This is a genomic window from Vibrio sp. Y42_MX_L11 (genome assembly GCF_024181785.1).
Lineage (GTDB): Bacteria > Pseudomonadota > Gammaproteobacteria > Enterobacterales > Vibrionaceae > Vibrio > Vibrio diabolicus.
The window spans coordinates 210,261-226,856 of the sequence record NZ_JAMZAP010000006.1 but is presented as its reverse complement, the minus strand read 5'-3'; the positions used below and the strand labels follow the sequence as shown (position 1 = coordinate 226,856).

The following is a 16,596-nucleotide window of genomic DNA, read 5'->3' as shown; positions in this document are numbered from 1 at the left end:
CTGCTGACGGAAGAAACCAGCTTCAAAGCTGGGATCAAAAGAAAGCAGAAAAAAGCGAACCGTAGCAACAGCTACCTTTCGCAAGTCCTTGCAGGGCAAGGGGTTTCGTAATCTTTCCCTGCCAGGAAACTACTCTAATGTATCAGATGACGGCATTTGCGCCGGATACTATTGGGGAGGTAAAGATAGCTGCCAAGGAGATAGCGGCGGTCCGCTCATCGTTGACGATAACGGCATCAACAAATTATTAGGGGTGGTCAGTTGGGGTGATGGATGTGCTCAACCAAATGCTTATGGTGTTTACGCAAACGTCGCTCATTTTCAGCACAACGGCTGGATAGATAGTCATCGTAATACTATCAGCTACACTCAGTATCGAGATCTTCATTTCGTTGAGCGAAAGGCGCAGCAAGAGACCTTTACTATTCGTAATGACGAGGTGAATACGCCAATTAACATCACGGGCGTTACCCTAACAAGCGGAATCAGCCTCGCCAAAAATACCTGTACTGCGACACTGGCACCATCTCAGAGCTGTCAAATTACGGTAGGCTACTACCCAAGCTACTCGCACTCAGTTGAAACGATTGAAGTCTCTACTGATCATCCGAAACTATCTAAACTTTCGACTACCTTAATATATAGTGGTATTGATAAAGCAAGCAGCTCATTGAGCAGTGCCGTTACGCTAGCTGGCGCAAACGTGTACACCAATGAACACGCTTGGACCGCTGAAAATGGTGAACTTCAATCAGCAGACATGGGAACGTCTGCTGGCGCATCCATCTTGTATTTAACCGATCTTCCAAAAGGCAAACTATCAATGGACTTTAAAGTCTTGTCAGATGGTTTCGATGTTTTTGTCGTTTACGTCAATGGCCAAGAGTATGACTACACTCGCCAGCTTCTTGAGTACAATGAACTTTCTATCGATCTTTACCGGAAGTCAAACACGGTTACTTTTGCTTATCTGAAAAACTACGAGTTTAGCGGTGGTTACAACGCGCAAGCGTATATTCGCAATATCAAGATGTCAGTTAGTTCAGATAACACTAGCGAGAGCAGCGTAACAACAACATCGAGTTCAGGCGGCAGCTTCTCGATTAGCCTATTGATGTTGCTAGCTGCAGGTCCTTTCCTGCGTCGCAAAAAAGGATAACAAGATGCAATATATACTCAAAACAATGCTGCTTGGTTTGAGCTCAATCAGCTTAGTCGCTTGCTCGGCAAATACAGAAATGCAGCAAGGTCAAGAGTCTGAACACCAAGCAATCATGGTAGAAGCGTACCGAACTATCGATAGTCAAATTTCATTTATCGCCGAGTCTAATGGCTGCAGTAAGAACGATGACTTTAGCTTAAAAATAGAGCAAAACTCTTCAACGGAAGCCCTGCTCACAATCGTCAGGAACAAAGTGGATCATTGTAAACGAATGCCGTTTCCAAAGACTTTCACACTAACTCTAGACGAAGAGTTGAAAGGCAAAAAGCTTTCCATTACCAACCCAAAAAGCAAGTCACCGGCTAAATAGTGATTCGCTTACGAAAGGGAGCCTCGGCTCCCTTTTTGCCTCTCGCAACTCAGAAATTTCACTCTAGCGTTTTACGCCTGCTCAGACTCCACAATACGCTTAAGTGAATGCGGGTGCAGCTTGATACAAATGCCTTGGTACTTAAACGCCACGGTTGGGTTGTTCAAGCGTTCGCCTTCCCCTTTCGGGCTCGACAATTTGATCTTCACACCCAGCTCTTTTAACTCATCAAAACGCGCGCCAAACGCTGGGTAAGTGTGTTTCAAATCAGCAAGAAACTCATCTGCGGTTTCAGCATGAGACGGAATCACAAACTCCACATGTTCCCAGCTTTCATTTGGGTAGATTTTGCCTTCCGCAGGGTATGGCAGCTCCAGACACTCAATCTTCCAGCCACGGCTTTCCAACGCTTTGTCGAATTCGATAACGATGATTGGGCGACCGTTTATTTTCGCTTGTGAAATCACCTTACCGTATTGATTCCATGCTTCATGCGCGGCTTTCGCTGTTTCAGTATCATTAATACGCAGCGCAATATGGTCAGCCTGAGCAAAGCTCAGATCCAGTTTTAACAGGGTTGCAAGCTCTTCAATCTTCGCCATAAATGCGTCCAGATCTTGGATCATCAATTCAGGCGTTAGGCGCTTTTCAACTAGTTGAGTCGTCATTGTGGGTCTCTTATGGGGCGATTTATCTCATTACTTTGAGCGCAATAGTAAACGCAAACTAAGCCACATTTCCATTCAATCGAAAAAGTAAAAATTTCGCCTATTCATCTCTGTATGAAAAGCAATAAAGTTGTTATGATTAGCCCCATTTTTGTGAACTCTAACAGAGCTCGGCGTACATATTGCCGAGTTCTTTGTCCTTGAATTGAAGGAAACGCGTGTGAATATCCAAGCACTTATTAATGACAAAGTATCTCAGGCTCTAGAAGCCGCTGGCGCACCTGCAGGCAGTCCTGCAGCCGTTCGCCAATCAGCAAAGCCACAATTTGGTGATTACCAAGCAAACGGCGTAATGGGCGTTGCTAAAAAACTGGGTACTAACCCTCGAGAATTTGCACAGAAAGTACTGGATGTTCTGGACCTAGATGGTATTGCGAGCAAAACAGAAATCGCTGGCCCTGGTTTCATCAACATTTTCCTAAGCGAAGAGTTCCTTGCGAAACAAGCCGACGCGGCGCTAGCAGACGAACGTCTTGGCGTAGCTAAAGAAGAAGCACAAACCATCGTTGCCGACTACTCTGCACCAAACGTAGCAAAAGAAATGCACGTAGGTCACCTGCGTTCAACCATCATCGGTGATGCAGTGGTACGTACGCTTGAGTTCTTAGGTCACAAAGTGATCCGCGCGAACCACATCGGTGACTGGGGTACTCAGTTCGGTATGCTTATCGCAAACCTTGAGCGTGTACAACAAGAGTCTGGCGAAGTTTCTATGGAACTTGCGGACCTTGAAGGCTTCTATCGTGAGTCTAAAAAGCTGTACGATGAAGATGAAGAGTTCGCAGTAAAGGCGCGAAACTACGTGGTAAAACTGCAAAGCGGTGACGAGTACTGTGCAGAAATGTGGAAAAAACTCGTTGATGTAACCATGATCCAAAACCAGCGCAACTACGACCGTCTAAACGTGTCACTGACTCGTGACGACGTCATGGGCGAAAGCATGTACAACGACATGCTTCCTAAGATCGTTGCAGACCTAAAAGAACAAGGTCTTGCCGTTGAAGATGATGGCGCGCAAGTTGTATTCCTAGATGAATACAAGAACAAAGATGGCGAACCAATGGGCGTTATCGTTCAAAAACGCGATGGTGGTTTCCTATACACAACAACAGATATCGCATGTGCAAAATATCGTTATGAAGAGCTAAGCGCAGACCGTGTGCTTTACTTCATCGACTCACGTCAACACCAGCACCTAATGCAAGCTTGGACGATTGTTCGTAAAGCGGGCTACGTGCCTGAGTCTGTATCTCTTGAGCACCACGCGTTCGGCATGATGCTGGGTAAAGATGGTAAGCCATTCAAGACTCGTGCGGGTGGTACCGTTCGTTTAGCAGATCTTCTAGATGAAGCAGAAGTTCGCGCAGCACAGCTGATCGAATCTAAAAACCCTGAACTAGATGCGGAAGAAAAAGAGAAGATCTCTAAAACAGTTGCAATGGCAGCGGTTAAATACTCTGACTTATCTAAACACCGTACGACTGACTACGTGTTCGATTGGGACAACATGTTAGCGTTTGAAGGTAACACAGCACCATACATGCAATATGCATACACTCGCGTAGCTTCTATTTTCGCTAAAGCTGGTGTTGCTATGGACGCTCTCCAAGGTGACATCAAAATCACTGATGAGAAAGAGAAAGCACTTATTGCTAAACTTATGCAGTTCGAAGAAGCGGTTCAATCTGTTGCTCGCGAAGGCCAACCACACATCATGTGTAGCTACCTATTCGAACTAGCAGGTCAGTTCTCTAGCTTCTACGAAGCGTGCCCTATCCTAGTTGCTGAAGACGAAGCAGTGAAACAAAGCCGTCTGAAACTAGCTGCGCTAACAGCGAAGACCATCAAGCAAGGTCTGTCTCTACTGGGTATCGATACTCTAGAGCGTATGTAATCCGCTTTTACGTAGTTAGCTTAAGTAGCACAAGCTAAATGATGACAAAGGTTGACGTGAAAGCGCCAACCTTTTGTTTTATCTGTCGTATACTAATTCAAACTAAAAATTAATCGGACAGCAATAATGAGTTTTGAACTTCATCCTCAATTGGCAAAAGACACTTCGGTGATTGGTCACTTCCCACTTTGCGTCGCGCTTCTTCATAAAGATAATGCTGTGCCATGGGTTATCTTGGTGCCTAAACGCGAAAATTTGAAAGAGCTACACCACTTGCCAATGCAAGAGCAACAACAGTTTTTGCTCGAATCTCAAGCGGTAAGCCAAGCACTCGAAGCGACATTCCGCCCAGACAAGCTAAACCTTGGTGCCCTAGGTAACATGGTGCCACAGCTGCACATTCACCATGTTGCTCGCTTTAAAGACGATATGGCATGGCCGGGACCAGTTTGGGGTAACACCAAAGGTGAGTTTCGTACTGACGAAGGACAAGAAGAGATTCTTAACCGAATTCGTAATGTGTTGTCGTTAAGCTCTATCTTCCGTAAAGCGTAACCGTTATATAACTTTTAATTCAGGCAGAAAGTAAAAAGCCGCATCATTGCTGATGCGGCTTTGTTGTTTTTGCGCGATGGTTCATTGCTCTTACTACATGGTTACGGTAAGTGACAAACCATCGTGCTTTGTGACTGCATAGCGTATTCGCGTTATATGATGAGCTTTATTTGTATCTACCAAGCGAGAAATACGACCTTTGTTAATCCATACACTTAACATGGCGTCTGCACCGTCTTCACTCATTCCGAACTGTTTTGCTAGCTCAGATTGGGAAACCGTTCCTTTTTCGGCAATATATTGATAAAGCTCTTTTAAAATCATACGACTTGCGCCTCAAACTCGCCTTGATGTTTCTTGCCTACGCGCATGAAAACGCGGTACGTGCCAAAGAAAATCGCAATAATTGCGGCAATCCAAACGCCGCTGGTGATAGGGCTATCAGCGAAATGCATAAGCTGATGATAGAAAGTCGCACTCAAGTACGCGAGCCCCATTGTCCATACCGCTATAAAGCGCGCAAAGTTATTGCCGAATTCTCGAACATAGGCACCCATCGCAGCCACACAAGGAGTGTAAAGTAAGATAAAAATTAGGTACGCAAAAGCAGCATGACCAGAAACAAATTTCTCTTTTATGTTACCAAAGATCGATTCATCAATTTCTTGCTCCTCTGCGACTGCATGAGAATCTGCTAAATCACCGACGTCAATCCCCAGAGGATCAGAATAGCTCAGCCCTGCTAGGTTTTCAGGAATGCTCATCACCGCTTCTTCTAGGCTACCCATAAGATCAAATTCTGCATCCTCTCCATCGGTTGGCGTAGTATATAAGCTGTTCAATGTGCCCACGACTGCCTCTTTCGCGAAGATACCAGTAATAATACCAACCGTTGCTGGCCAGTTATCCTTTTGAATACCAATTGGTGCAAACACTGGCGTCACAACCTGAGCGGCTTTTGATAGAACCGATTTATCACTGTCTTCATTACCGAATGTACCGTCAGTTCCTAGCGAGTTGAGGAAGCTCAAGATAGCAACAACCACTACGATGGTTTTACCTGCACCCAATACAAACCGCTTAAGTTTTTGCCAAGTTTTGATCGCGACGTTCTGCAATGTCGGAAGCTCATAGTCAGGCATTTCCATCACCAAGCTATCACTGCTGCCAGGATACAGCGTGTGCTTGAGGAACAAACCGGTAAACACCGCGGCGACAATACCAAGCAGGTAAAGTGCAAACACAATGTTTTGACCAGAGCCTGGGAAGAAAGCGGCAGCAAATAAAGCGTACACAGGTAAGCGAGCACCACATGACATAAACGGTGCCATCGACGCAGCCAACTTGCGCTCACGCTCTTGGTCTAGCGTGCGCGTTGCCATGATCGACGGAACGTTACAGCCAAAACCAAGAACCAAAGGGACAAACGCTTTACCCGGCAAGCCGATTTTCTGCATCACTTTATCAAGCACAAACGCAGCGCGTGCCATGTAACCCGAGCTCTCAAGCACAGCAAGGAATAAGTACAAACACGCTATGACCGGGATAAAGGTCGCAACTGTTTGAATACCGCCGCCTAAACCATCAGCAATCACCGTAACTAGCCATACGGGGAGGTGACCATCTAATAAGTGATGTCCACCATCAACCAGCAATGCGCCTACACCAATGTCAAAAAAGTCGATAAATGCACTACCGATGTTAATCGAGAACATAAACATCAAGTACATAACCACAAAGAAGAATGGGATCCCAATCCACTTGTTCAAAATAAACTGGTCGAGTTTTTCAGTCACGCTACGGCTTAATTTGCCTTCGCTTCGGCGAACTTTTTTACACTGTTCATGCAGGTATGTGTACTTGGTATCCGCGACATGCAAATCGATATCCAAGTCTAAAGTCGCAATGACTTCCAATACTTTGCTTCTATCAATATCGGAAAGGCTATTGAGAACCATCGTGTCTTTTTCAAGCGCACGAATCGCTAATGCACGATGGGCGACGGTTTGATCGTTAAAAAGTGCGGAAACAGTTTGAATCGCCGACTCCATCTTTTCACCGTAATGCAAAGATAGCTCTTTAAGCGCGACCCCTTGAACGATGGACTTATGAAGTTTTTCTTTAAACTCTGCAACTTGAGTTTTATTGGTTGCAGATAAACTTACTACAGGACAACCTAACGTTTTCTCAAGCTCTGAAACGTTAATCATTTGACGTTCACGTTTTAGCGCATCCATTTTGTTGAGAACAACAATCATAGGACGGCCAAGTTCGCGAAGTTGCAACGTCATATATAAGCTGCGCTCTAAACTCGTGGCATCAACCACGTTGATAATGAGATCAGCAGGATGAGTTAGAACCGCACGCGATGCAATGGATTCGTCAATACTATTGCTATCATTACCACTGTCTAACGAGTAAATGCCAGGGAGGTCAGTGAGCAAAAACTCGTCACCCGCATGTTTGAATTGTCCCGTTTTCTTTTCAACGGTGACGCCTGCCCAGTTACCAACTTGCTGTTTTGCGCCAGTCAAACCATTAAATAGCGTCGTTTTACCACTATTAGGATTACCTACGGTAAGCACTTGATATTGCATTACACTCGCTCCACTTCAATTTTCTGAGCAATGGTTTCTCGCAATGCGACAGACACACCACGGACTTCGACTTGTAAAGGATCGCCCATTGGAGCACGTCGAATCACTTTGACTTCTGTATTGGGAAGCAGCCCCATTACCATGAGTTTCTTTCTGATATCTGATGAAAGACCATCTAACAACCGAATCGTCACCGTATCGCCAGGATTAATCTCTGATAACTTCATAGTGGCCCTTAAGAGTATTGCTAATGAGAAATATTATTATTTAATAAGTTTAGGCTGCCAATATTACTCTTCTATAACCCTTCAATCCTTGTGTGAAATCAAAGATTTCATAAATGTTTTCATGCTTTCAAACGTCAACTCCGTAAATTTCCTCTCGTTATTTACGTCAAAATTAACAATTAAAAATCACGATCAATGAAATAAAAATGTCACAAACAAAGGGAAAAAATAAAAAATTCCATACAAAACAATAATTTAGTTGGAACTTAAAACTTTGTCGCTTTTCTCATATCAACATGGCGTTATTTTTATAAGAAAAATAAGTAACCTCTCGTATAGTTACTCCATCGAGAGGGCAACCTCTCAAATGAATTCCAGAGGTGGCATGGCAACATGTCACTCCGGCAGCAAGCGAAGGTGTCATTGACACCCGTGGTATAGTCCCCCCGGCTATACCACGATATTTTTTTTCATCTCTCTAAACTCTTTAGCTTATCCACCTTTTCAGCACAGTTCTGTTTTCACGAATTTCGCATTCCCCCACTACTCAAATGAACCAACGCACTCTAGATACAAAAATACAACCATTCATCTATTTGTCGCCGTAGGTAAATCCGTCCTCTTAAGCCATGTATGGTTATAGCTAAGAACAGCGCTACTAACAGATAGAGCGTGACCGTGCTTACGTATTGAGAATGGATTTGTAGGCTAGATGTTATGAAGAAGCAATGAGAATCACTGCATTGGTAGCTCTAGCAATAGTAGAGCACTATAAGCAGCTCCCCAGTCTTTTGAATATTCACTAGGGAGTGTGTAATGAGTTTTTTTAGTTGGTTTCTTGGCTTTCTTGAGTCAAAGCAAACTTGGAAGGAGGCAAACCAAAATGCAATTTAAACTTTTGGCTAAAGTAAGAAGGATCATTAAAGCCGCAGTTAAACGCTACTTCGCTGATTTTCTCGCCCGCTAATAACTGCTCACACGCCGTTTCTAAACGAACTTCGGTTACATAATCTTTTAACGTTCTTGACGAGGCTGATTTAAAGCGCCTCTGTAAAGAGCGTTCTGACATGAACAGCATTTTAGCCGCTAAAGCAGTACCAAACTCAGGGTCATGGTAATGCTCAGCCACCAGCTGATAGACTTTTTGCAACCATTCTTTCTCTGGGGTCACTTTATCTTCGACGATAGGTTCAGACTCAAATTCTTGCAAAGATTCATCCACATAACTCATTTCCTTCGCAGTTGGCCATGTAATTTCGATTTTATTTTGAGCGTCGGAAGTAAACACCGCCAAGTATCCTCCACTCGTTGTCACTAACTGGGCAAGATGATCAATACTCAATTCAGAGTGGTTCATATTAGATGGACGCCCGGTCGTGACTTTATTAGGCAGTTGCGTCCCATAATCAAGAAAACTCAATGAAACAATATCATTGCCCTCTTCTAGCATGATTCTCACCGTTTGGCCTCGGAAAGAACGCTTGATGATATTGGCAAAAATGCTGTTGAAGATAACATCAAGGTTAAAGCTTTCCAGAGCAATTCGACTTGTTTTTCTCTCATCTTCAAGCTCCACCATAATCCCAGCCTTCGCAAAATCATCTTGCCATACATCAACCACCGATTGAGTTATCTGACTCAAATTGTAATTGTGACTACCGCCGCTAGCTTCGCCAGGAACACTTTTTAACTCATTTAATTGCCATGTCGTTTTCGCCAGATGATCTTCCGTAGCTGCATCCAAAGGTATGGGTAATTTTGACGCTATAAAATCCACACTGGACTTAATAGATTGCGCCACGTGATCAACCAACAGGTTTCTGACTTGAATCTGTTTACGTAGCTGTTGGTTACTCGTCAACAACACTCGGCTTTGATGCCTCAACTGGTTAGTTTTGAGTGTCACTTGCGCAGCTAAATCACGGTTAGCCTGTACAACATAGCGAGAACGCCAGTACATAAGTAGTGCAACCATGGCAATACTCGCGACCACAAAACCTAAAATTGCGAGTTGCGATAAATACCAAGGATTAAGCACAATAAAATACGACTCGAGCCCAACCAATCCAGCAGCGACTTGAGACTCATTACTTACCTGTAGGTGGTATTCACCGGAATTGAGATGCTCTAGAGTCAGTTGGCCTCCCTCTAGCGCTTGCCAAGGATCATCGCTATTCAATCGATAATACAAATTTTGGCTGTCTGGTTTTGGCATCACGCCAAATAAGAAACTTAGAGAAGAGCCATACGGTAATTTTATTCCATTCAAATCGGCGCTACCAACTTGTAGAACCTCGTTTTCAAGCACAACTTGGCTCACGATAAACTTCGACTCTGGAGGGTTGGACACAAGCAGCTTGGATGCTTCAGCTTTTACCAACCCGTATTTCGACCCTAGGACGAGCTCTCGCTCACCATCTTCTGTGTACTGTATAACACTGCAAATTCCTGGTAGAAACTCGTTGTTCATTAAGCCAGACGCTGATGAATAATGTTTCACTAATTCACCCGAAAGGTGGTAATAGCTTAGTCCGACAGAAGAGGCTAACCACACGCCTTGCCTGTCTCTGATCAAGCAAGCAGGTCGCGCGTTGGGCACACTCATTTCAACAACACGTTTCTCGTCACTTCCTTTAATCGTTTTAAAAACGCCGTAAGATGACGCAAACCACTGACTGCCATCAACCGCCGTGACCATGTCTAATGATTCACCAAATTTTTCGGAATAGCGGATGAACTGGATGTTTTCATTGCTGTATTGATAAACCCCATGATCGGTCCCTATCAATAGAGAGTCTTCAGTGTCGTATAAACGCGTAACCTTAGCTGGTAAGTACTGACTTACTAGCCACTCACTTCCAAAGTTTCTTACGCTTTGCTTGGTTATATCAACATTGTAAAGATGGTATCCGCTTGATACCCAGAGACGCTCATTACCATCTACAGTCACATGCTCCACTCCGTGTCCAGCCATAACCTGTAAATAAGGAAATGTCACTTTGTTAAGACCATTCAACTCAAATATTTCGAGCCCTTTAGAGGTCGCAAGCCAAAGCATCCCACCTTGAAATGCAAATTCATTGATCTGCGAATCAAGCTCCAAGACTTTGATATTGCCACTCTCACCTGTCCGATAAAGCTTTCGGTCATCCGCGAACCAAAGCGCATCATCAGGTCCTGTGGAGGTTTGTCGAATTCGCCCTGATAAGGTTTGCGAGTCATAACTACTGAAAGTTACTCGTTCAAACTTTTTACTAAACAAGGAGTAATAACGAATGCCTTGGTTAGTCGCGATCCACATCCCTCCCATGTTGTCACTCAGTAGCGAATAGATCTTTGTATTATCCAGCTCCAGTTCAAGAAAGCTTGCAGGCTCGACTTCTGTCACTTCACCTGACAAGAATGAGTATAAATACAGACCATGCTCAGTCCCCACCCAGTACTCTTGATTTGTCTCAGCGAAAGTCAACACATGAGAGCCGCCAATCTTAATCACCTCTTTATCAGGTTGATAAATATTGAAAATTAATGCCCCACGCAACGTTCCTACCAGAATTTCTCTGCGCGTGTGTGAGTAGTAGATCTTTTCAATGTAGTTCTGACCTGAAGCGACTACATGGTCAAACTTATCTCCTTCTGAAAGATAAAAGCCAGAAGTTGTAGCAAGTGCCCACTTCTCTTCGAGCAGAACTGCATCGTTAATATAAACATAGCTATTGTTGCTATGTTGATAGAGCTGCAACAAAGAAAAGGACTTTAACTCGCTAGTATCGATGTTGTAAGTATAGAAATGTGCGCCATCACTAACCCAAATATAATCTTCAGAAGAACCGATTTTTCTTATTTGCGACCCGGGGTTTAAGCTAAAGACTAAACGTCTTTCTTGATTTGGATAAGTTTGATACACCTCATTCTCAACAAAGGTCCAGAACGAGCCTTCATGATAAGCCAGTTGCTTGGCAGACGTTTGTAAAAAACTGCCTGATTTAGGTAGGATATTTTGGCCATCATAAAACAACACCCGCCCATGCACGTCGTGAATCCACAAGCCCCCTTGCTCACCCAAGAACAATTTTTTAGCCGCAATAAAAGTACCCTTAACCTGAGTCGGCAAAGGGTAAAAGATGGCATTCGCATTATGAAGAGCAAATGCTTGGAAAGATAGGAAAAAGCCCAACAAGACAAGGGCTAATTGGCGTAGCAAGACGAAAACCTTTTATATCAATTTGTGCTCGGCGCTCACCGTCCATATCTTCTACAGCATGGACTTATACGGTTATTTTGAGCTGCTAATTATTGATAATGATATCTCAATTACTGTTTGAGAAAAGGCTCGCCTTGCCAAAGGTTGTAATTCTTACTACTGGATCACGTTAAAAGGACTATTCCTACACAACAACACTACTTAATCCGTCTTTTGGCTCAAGCACTGCTCAAAATTATTCGCCATATTGTTGAGAAAAGTAAAGTAACTGCCCGGTTTTGCTTCAATTGTGCTCCCTAATGGGTCAAGTTCACCTTTGGCAACTTTGCTACCTCGCATCACGCTCTGAACGACAGCTGGAGTAAACTGAGGTTCAGAAAACACGCAGGCTACATCTCCTGAACTTAACTTTTGACGAATTTGGATTAAGGTTTTTGCGCCCGGCTTACGATCCGGGCTCACGGTGAAGTGCCCCATTTGATTTAACTCATAACGCTCTTCGAAATAACCATAAGCATCGTGAAACACAAAGTAACCTTTGTCTTTCACTGGCGATAATTTCTTCTTGATCTCTAGGTCCGTCTGGCTGAGCTCAGTTTCAAATTTTTTAAGGTTTTCTTGGTACTGTGCTGCATTTTCCGGATCAAGTGATCCCAGTTGATTCACGACAGCCTTGGCAACTTGTTGTGCTTGACTTACACCTAACCAAAAGTGCGGATCATGTGAACCATGATCGTGGCCATCATGGTCATGATTGTGCTCACTATCAAACTCACGCAAATCTAGATCTGGAATTTGACTAATAGTCAGAATATTCGATCTGTCTGACACGACTTTTTCCAGAAACGGTTCGAGATCATGTCCGTACCAAATAACTAAATCAGCAGAAGCGATTTTCTTAACATCCGATGGGCGTAAAGCGTAATCATGGGGTGAAGTGTTGGACTGCAGTAATACATCTGGCGAAGTCACACCTTGAGTAAGTTCTGTCACTAATAACTGAATCGGTTTGATACTCGTTAGTACCGTTACTGCGTGTGCTGGCAACGTTAGCATCGCTGACGCAGCAAGAATTAATGCTCTTTTCATAGTTTTACTTGGGATATGGTGTAGAAAGTGTGATAATGTTACATTATAACATTATTGATTTGCAAATGAGTTTCATTCATGTCTTCCTTAGTCCATCTTGAGCACTTATGCGTCGAGTTCGATGGCCGCAGAGTTCTCGATAACATTAGTATGGAATTACAAAAGGGCAAAATAACAACCCTAATTGGTCCCAATGGAGCGGGAAAATCAACGTTAGTCAAAGTCATTTTAGGCCTTCAAAAACCGACTAGCGGCAAATTAAACCGACAAAGAAAACTAAAAATTGGTTATGTTCCTCAAAAATTGAAACTCAATGACTCTCTTCCATTGAATGTCACCCGTTTTCTAAATTTAGCAGGAAAATACAGTAAACAAGAATGTATTGATGCATTAAGGCTTGTTGGCGCTGAGCATTTAATTAGTAGTAACATGCATCGCTTATCAGGTGGTGAAAACCAACGCGTATTACTTGCGCGTGCTTTGCTTCAACGCCCAGAGCTGTTAGTGCTAGATGAACCTGCGCAGGGTGTGGATATTCAAGGTCAAATCGATCTCTACGATCTAATTGAAAGCATTCGTCACCGATTCGATTGCGGTGTATTTATGGTGTCACACGACTTACATTTAGTAATGGCCAAAACAGATGATGTCATTTGTCTGCATCACCATGTTTGCTGCTCTGGTTCACCTGCCACGATTACTCAGCACCCTTCTTACATCGCGCTATTTGGCAATGCAGCGAGAGAATCGCTCGCGTTTTATCATCACGACCACGAGCATCATCATCACGATTTATCCGGAACGCCAGTAACTGGCGATGCGACATCATGCTCCAACCATAAACACGGACATCATCACCATGATTGAGTTTCTTCTACCTTCTATTCTTGCTGGTATTGGCATCGCGATCATTGCAGGTCCTCTTGGGTCATTCGTCGTTTGGCGCAAAATGGCTTACTTCGGTGATACCCTGGCACATGCTTCATTGATGGGTTTGGCATTAGGCTTTCTGCTCAACGTGAACCTTTATCTTGCACTACTCGTTTGCTGTTTAGCACTCGCCGTATTGCTCGTGACATTGCAGAAACAACAACTGGTCGCAACCGATACGCTTCTGGGTATACTCGCCCATAGCGCATTATCTGTTGGTCTAGTTTCTGTTAGTTTCTTGGATAATGTCCGTGTAGATCTGATGAGTTACTTGTTCGGTGACTTACTCGCAGTATCTCCGCAAGATCTGATGTTCATTTACGCAGGTGTCGTTGCTGTTAGCGTGTGTCTTTACGTTTTTTGGCGACCTTTATTGTCGAGCACAGTTAGTGAAGAGCTTGCTGCCGTCGAGGGCGTCAATACAGACTTGGTTAGATTGGTGTTAATGCTTATGGTAGGTGTTGTGATTGCCGTAGGTATGAAGTTCGTTGGCGCGTTGATCATGACTTCGCTCCTAATTATCCCAGCAGCAACAGCACGTAAAGTCTCTTCATCACCAGAGCAAATGGCATTGTTCGCATCCATTATTGGCTCTGTGGCAGTACTGATGGGGCTTAGCCTATCATGGCACTTCGATACTCCGGCTGGCCCATCAGTAGTAATCAGCGCAACATCTCTGTTTATGCTTAGCCAATTTATTCGCCAAAAATCGTAAAAAGTACCTTGATACAAAAAAGCCTAGCAATAATTGCTAGGCTTTTTTAGCTTTAAGCTTCGAGTTGGAAATTACCAGCCCGTTACTTCACGTAGACCTTGGCCGATCTCTGCTAGAGATTTCACAGTCTTAACGCCCGCCGCTTCTAGTGCAGCAAATTTGTCTTCAGCAGTACCTTTACCGCCAGAGATAATCGCACCAGCGTGGCCCATACGTTTACCAGGAGGAGCAGTTACACCAGCAATGTAGGAAACCACTGGCTTCGTTACGTTTTCTTTAATGTATGCTGCTGCTTCTTCTTCTGCAGTACCACCGATTTCACCGATCATAACAATCGCTTCTGTTTCAGGGTCTTCTTGGAACAGTTTTAGAATATCAATGAAGTTTGAACCTGGGATTGGGTCACCACCAATACCAACACAAGTAGACTGGCCGAAACCTTCGTCAGTTGTTTGCTTAACTGCTTCGTAAGTTAGAGTACCGCTGCGAGATACGATACCTACTTTACCTTTCTTGTGGATGTGACCAGGCATGATACCGATCTTACACTCATCAGGAGTGATAACACCCGGACAGTTAGGACCGATCATGCGAACGCCAGTTTCTTCTAGCTTCACTTTCACGTCGATCATATCTGTTGTAGGGATGCCTTCCGTGATTGTTACGATTAGCTCGATGCCCGCATCAATCGCTTCTAGAATTGCATCTTTACAGAAAGGTGCTGGAACGTAGATTACTGTCGCTGTTGCGCCAGTTGCTTCTACTGCTTCGCGAACTGTGTTGAATACAGGTAGACCTAGGTGAGTTTGGCCACCTTTACCTGGAGACACACCACCAACCATCTGAGTGCCGTATGCGATAGCTTGCTCTGAGTGGAAAGTACCTTGACCACCAGTGAAACCCTGACAGATTACTTTAGTGTCTTTGTTAATTAATACAGACATTATTTAGCCTCCGCAGCAGCAACAACTTTCTGAGCAGCATCCGTTAGCGACTCAGCAGCAATGATATCAACATCAGAATTAGCAAGAACTTCGCGACCTAGGTCAGCGTTAGTACCTTCTAGACGAACAACAACAGGTACGCTTACACCTACTTCTTTAACCGCACCGATAATACCTTCTGCGATCATGTCACAACGTACGATACCACCGAAGATGTTAACAAGTACCGCTTTCACGTTGTCATCAGATAGGATGATCTTAAATGCTTCAGCAACACGCTCTTTCGTCGCGCCGCCACCTACATCTAAGAAGTTAGCTGGCTTGCCGCCGTGTAGGTTTACGATATCCATCGTACCCATTGCTAGGCCAGCACCGTTAACCATACAGCCAACGTTACCGTCTAGTGCTACGTAGTTCAGTTCCCACTGAGCTGCGTGCGCTTCTCGCTCATCTTCTTGTGATGGATCATGCATTTCACGAAGCTTAGGCTGACGGTAAAGAGCGTTTGAATCGATGTTGATCTTACCATCAAGACATAGCAGGTTGCCTTCACCAGTAACCACAAGTGGGTTGATCTCTAGCAGAGCAAGGTCGTACTGAGAGAACATAGTGCCAAGACCCATAAAGATCTTAACGAATTGTTTGATTTGGTCACCTTCAAGACCAAGTTTGAACGCAAGCTCGCGACCTTGGTAAGCTTGTGGGCCTACTAGTGGATCGATTGCTGCTTTGTGGATAAGCTCCGGCGTTTCTTCCGCAACTTTTTCGATTTCCACACCACCTTCTGTTGAAGCCATGAAAACGATCTTACGGCTTGCACGGTCAACAACCGCACCTAGGTATAATTCGTTTGCAATGTTTGAAGCTTCTTCAACAAGGATTTTTGTAACTGGCTGACCGTTAGCGTCAGTTTGGTAAGTCACTAGGTTTTTACCTAACCACTTTTGTGCAAACTCTTTAACGCCTTCTTTTGTATCGTGCAGCTCTACACCGCCCGCTTTACCACGGCCACCAGCGTGAACCTGACATTTAACTACTTTCTTTTCTGTACTGATACGGCCTGCAGCTTCAAAAGCTTCTTGTGGTGTATCACACGCGTAGCCTTCTGGCACAGGCAAACCGAATTCTGCAAACAGCTGTTTGGCTTGGTATTCATGCAAATTCATTTCGATATTCCGTTT

General features: G+C 44.1%; 13 protein-coding genes and 1 pseudogene. 6 read left to right on the top strand and 8 right to left on the bottom strand.

Annotated elements, in window-relative coordinates:
* Positions 1–115: 115 nt before the first annotated feature.
* Both NL643_RS09025 and NL643_RS09020 read left to right on the top strand, forming a co-directional pair.
* Positions 116–1,159 (top strand): annotated as a pseudogene (locus tag NL643_RS09025) (trypsin-like serine protease); the annotation flags it as partial.
* A gap of 4 nt (positions 1,160–1,163) precedes the next feature.
* Entirely contained in the window at positions 1,164–1,532 is a 369-nt protein-coding gene (locus tag NL643_RS09020) for a hypothetical protein (protein ID WP_054867850.1), read from the top strand.
* Positions 1,533–1,603: 71 nt separating this feature from the next.
* Here NL643_RS09020 and NL643_RS09015 read toward each other — a convergent pair whose 3' ends face one another.
* Complete coding sequence (locus NL643_RS09015) at positions 1,604–2,200, bottom strand: VOC family protein (RefSeq protein ID WP_243327079.1); 597 nt, start codon at positions 2,198–2,200, stop codon at positions 1,604–1,606.
* A 220-nt stretch (positions 2,201–2,420) separates the two neighbouring features.
* Between NL643_RS09015 and argS the strand changes: the two genes are divergently transcribed.
* Positions 2,421–4,154 carry an arginine--tRNA ligase gene (argS, locus tag NL643_RS09010; protein WP_012842044.1) on the top strand — a complete coding sequence of 578 codons (1,734 nt, stop codon included), beginning with the start codon at positions 2,421–2,423 and terminating at the stop codon, positions 4,152–4,154.
* Positions 4,155–4,280: 126 nt separating this feature from the next.
* Positions 4,281–4,709 carry an HIT domain-containing protein gene (locus NL643_RS09005; protein WP_253644282.1) on the top strand — a complete coding sequence of 143 codons (429 nt, stop codon included), beginning with the start codon at positions 4,281–4,283 and terminating at the stop codon, positions 4,707–4,709.
* 93 nt (positions 4,710–4,802) lie between these two features.
* On the opposite strand, the gene NL643_RS09000 is transcribed toward NL643_RS09005, so the two are convergent.
* From NL643_RS09000 to znuA, 5 genes are all read right to left on the bottom strand, one after another.
* Positions 4,803–5,033, bottom strand: a complete 231-nt coding sequence (locus NL643_RS09000) for a FeoC-like transcriptional regulator (RefSeq protein ID WP_005396058.1) — start codon at positions 5,031–5,033, stop codon at positions 4,803–4,805.
* Positions 5,030–7,306 carry a Fe(2+) transporter permease subunit FeoB gene (gene feoB / locus NL643_RS08995; protein ID WP_253644281.1) on the bottom strand — a complete coding sequence of 759 codons (2,277 nt, stop codon included), beginning with the start codon at positions 7,304–7,306 and terminating at the stop codon, positions 5,030–5,032. The genes NL643_RS09000 and feoB overlap by 4 nt, the downstream gene beginning before the upstream one ends.
* Positions 7,306–7,533 carry a FeoA family protein gene (locus tag NL643_RS08990; RefSeq protein ID WP_005382190.1) on the bottom strand — a complete coding sequence of 76 codons (228 nt, stop codon included), beginning with the start codon at positions 7,531–7,533 and terminating at the stop codon, positions 7,306–7,308. Before NL643_RS08990 ends, feoB begins: the two co-directional genes overlap by 1 nt.
* Positions 7,534–8,359: 826 nt before the next feature.
* The gene (locus NL643_RS08985) at positions 8,360–11,737 is read right to left on the bottom strand and encodes an AraC family transcriptional regulator (RefSeq protein ID WP_253644280.1); all 3,378 of its coding nucleotides are present in this window, start codon (positions 11,735–11,737) and stop codon (positions 8,360–8,362) included.
* Between the two features lie 201 nt (positions 11,738–11,938).
* Positions 11,939–12,826, bottom strand: coding sequence for a zinc ABC transporter substrate-binding protein ZnuA (gene znuA, locus NL643_RS08980; RefSeq protein WP_046874248.1), 888 nt, complete (start codon positions 12,824–12,826; stop codon positions 11,939–11,941).
* 78 nt (positions 12,827–12,904) lie between these two features.
* Here znuA and znuC point away from each other — a divergent pair, with 78 nt between their 5' ends.
* Positions 12,905–13,693: a zinc ABC transporter ATP-binding protein ZnuC gene (gene znuC, locus NL643_RS08975; protein WP_006742704.1), complete on the top strand. Its 789-nt coding sequence runs from the start codon at positions 12,905–12,907 to the stop codon at positions 13,691–13,693.
* Positions 13,686–14,471, top strand: coding sequence for a zinc ABC transporter permease subunit ZnuB (gene znuB / locus NL643_RS08970; RefSeq protein WP_005396067.1), 786 nt, complete (start codon positions 13,686–13,688; stop codon positions 14,469–14,471). Before znuC ends, znuB begins: the two co-directional genes overlap by 8 nt.
* Positions 14,472–14,542: 71 nt before the next feature.
* Here the strand turns inward: znuB and sucD are convergent, their stop codons facing one another.
* Complete coding sequence (gene sucD / locus NL643_RS08965) at positions 14,543–15,415, bottom strand: succinate--CoA ligase subunit alpha (protein ID WP_005382181.1); 873 nt, start codon at positions 15,413–15,415, stop codon at positions 14,543–14,545.
* Positions 15,415–16,581, bottom strand: coding sequence for an ADP-forming succinate--CoA ligase subunit beta (gene sucC, locus NL643_RS08960; protein WP_054867849.1), 1,167 nt, complete (start codon positions 16,579–16,581; stop codon positions 15,415–15,417). Before sucC ends, sucD begins: the two co-directional genes overlap by 1 nt.
* Between the last annotated feature and the right edge of the window lie 15 nt (positions 16,582–16,596).

Excerpts from the sequence above, each read along its gene's own strand:
- znuB (WP_005396067.1), top strand. The coding sequence starts at position 13,686 with ATGATTGAGTTTCTTCTACCTTCTATTCTTGCTGGTATTGGCATCGCG.
- sucC (WP_054867849.1), bottom strand. The coding sequence starts at position 16,581 with ATGAATTTGCATGAATACCAAGCCAAACAGCTGTTTGCAGAATTCGGT.
- NL643_RS09000 (WP_005396058.1), bottom strand. The coding sequence starts at position 5,033 with ATGATTTTAAAAGAGCTTTATCAATATATTGCCGAAAAAGGAACGGTT.
- sucD (WP_005382181.1), bottom strand. The coding sequence starts at position 15,415 with ATGTCTGTATTAATTAACAAAGACACTAAAGTAATCTGTCAGGGTTTC.
- NL643_RS08990 (WP_005382190.1), bottom strand. The coding sequence starts at position 7,533 with ATGAAGTTATCAGAGATTAATCCTGGCGATACGGTGACGATTCGGTTG.
- NL643_RS09015 (WP_243327079.1), bottom strand. The coding sequence starts at position 2,200 with ATGACGACTCAACTAGTTGAAAAGCGCCTAACGCCTGAATTGATGATC.
- znuA (WP_046874248.1), bottom strand. The coding sequence starts at position 12,826 with ATGAAAAGAGCATTAATTCTTGCTGCGTCAGCGATGCTAACGTTGCCA.
- NL643_RS09005 (WP_253644282.1), top strand. The coding sequence starts at position 4,281 with ATGAGTTTTGAACTTCATCCTCAATTGGCAAAAGACACTTCGGTGATT.
- NL643_RS09020 (WP_054867850.1), top strand. The coding sequence starts at position 1,164 with ATGCAATATATACTCAAAACAATGCTGCTTGGTTTGAGCTCAATCAGC.
- feoB (WP_253644281.1), bottom strand. The coding sequence starts at position 7,306 with ATGCAATATCAAGTGCTTACCGTAGGTAATCCTAATAGTGGTAAAACG.
- znuC (WP_006742704.1), top strand. The coding sequence starts at position 12,905 with ATGTCTTCCTTAGTCCATCTTGAGCACTTATGCGTCGAGTTCGATGGC.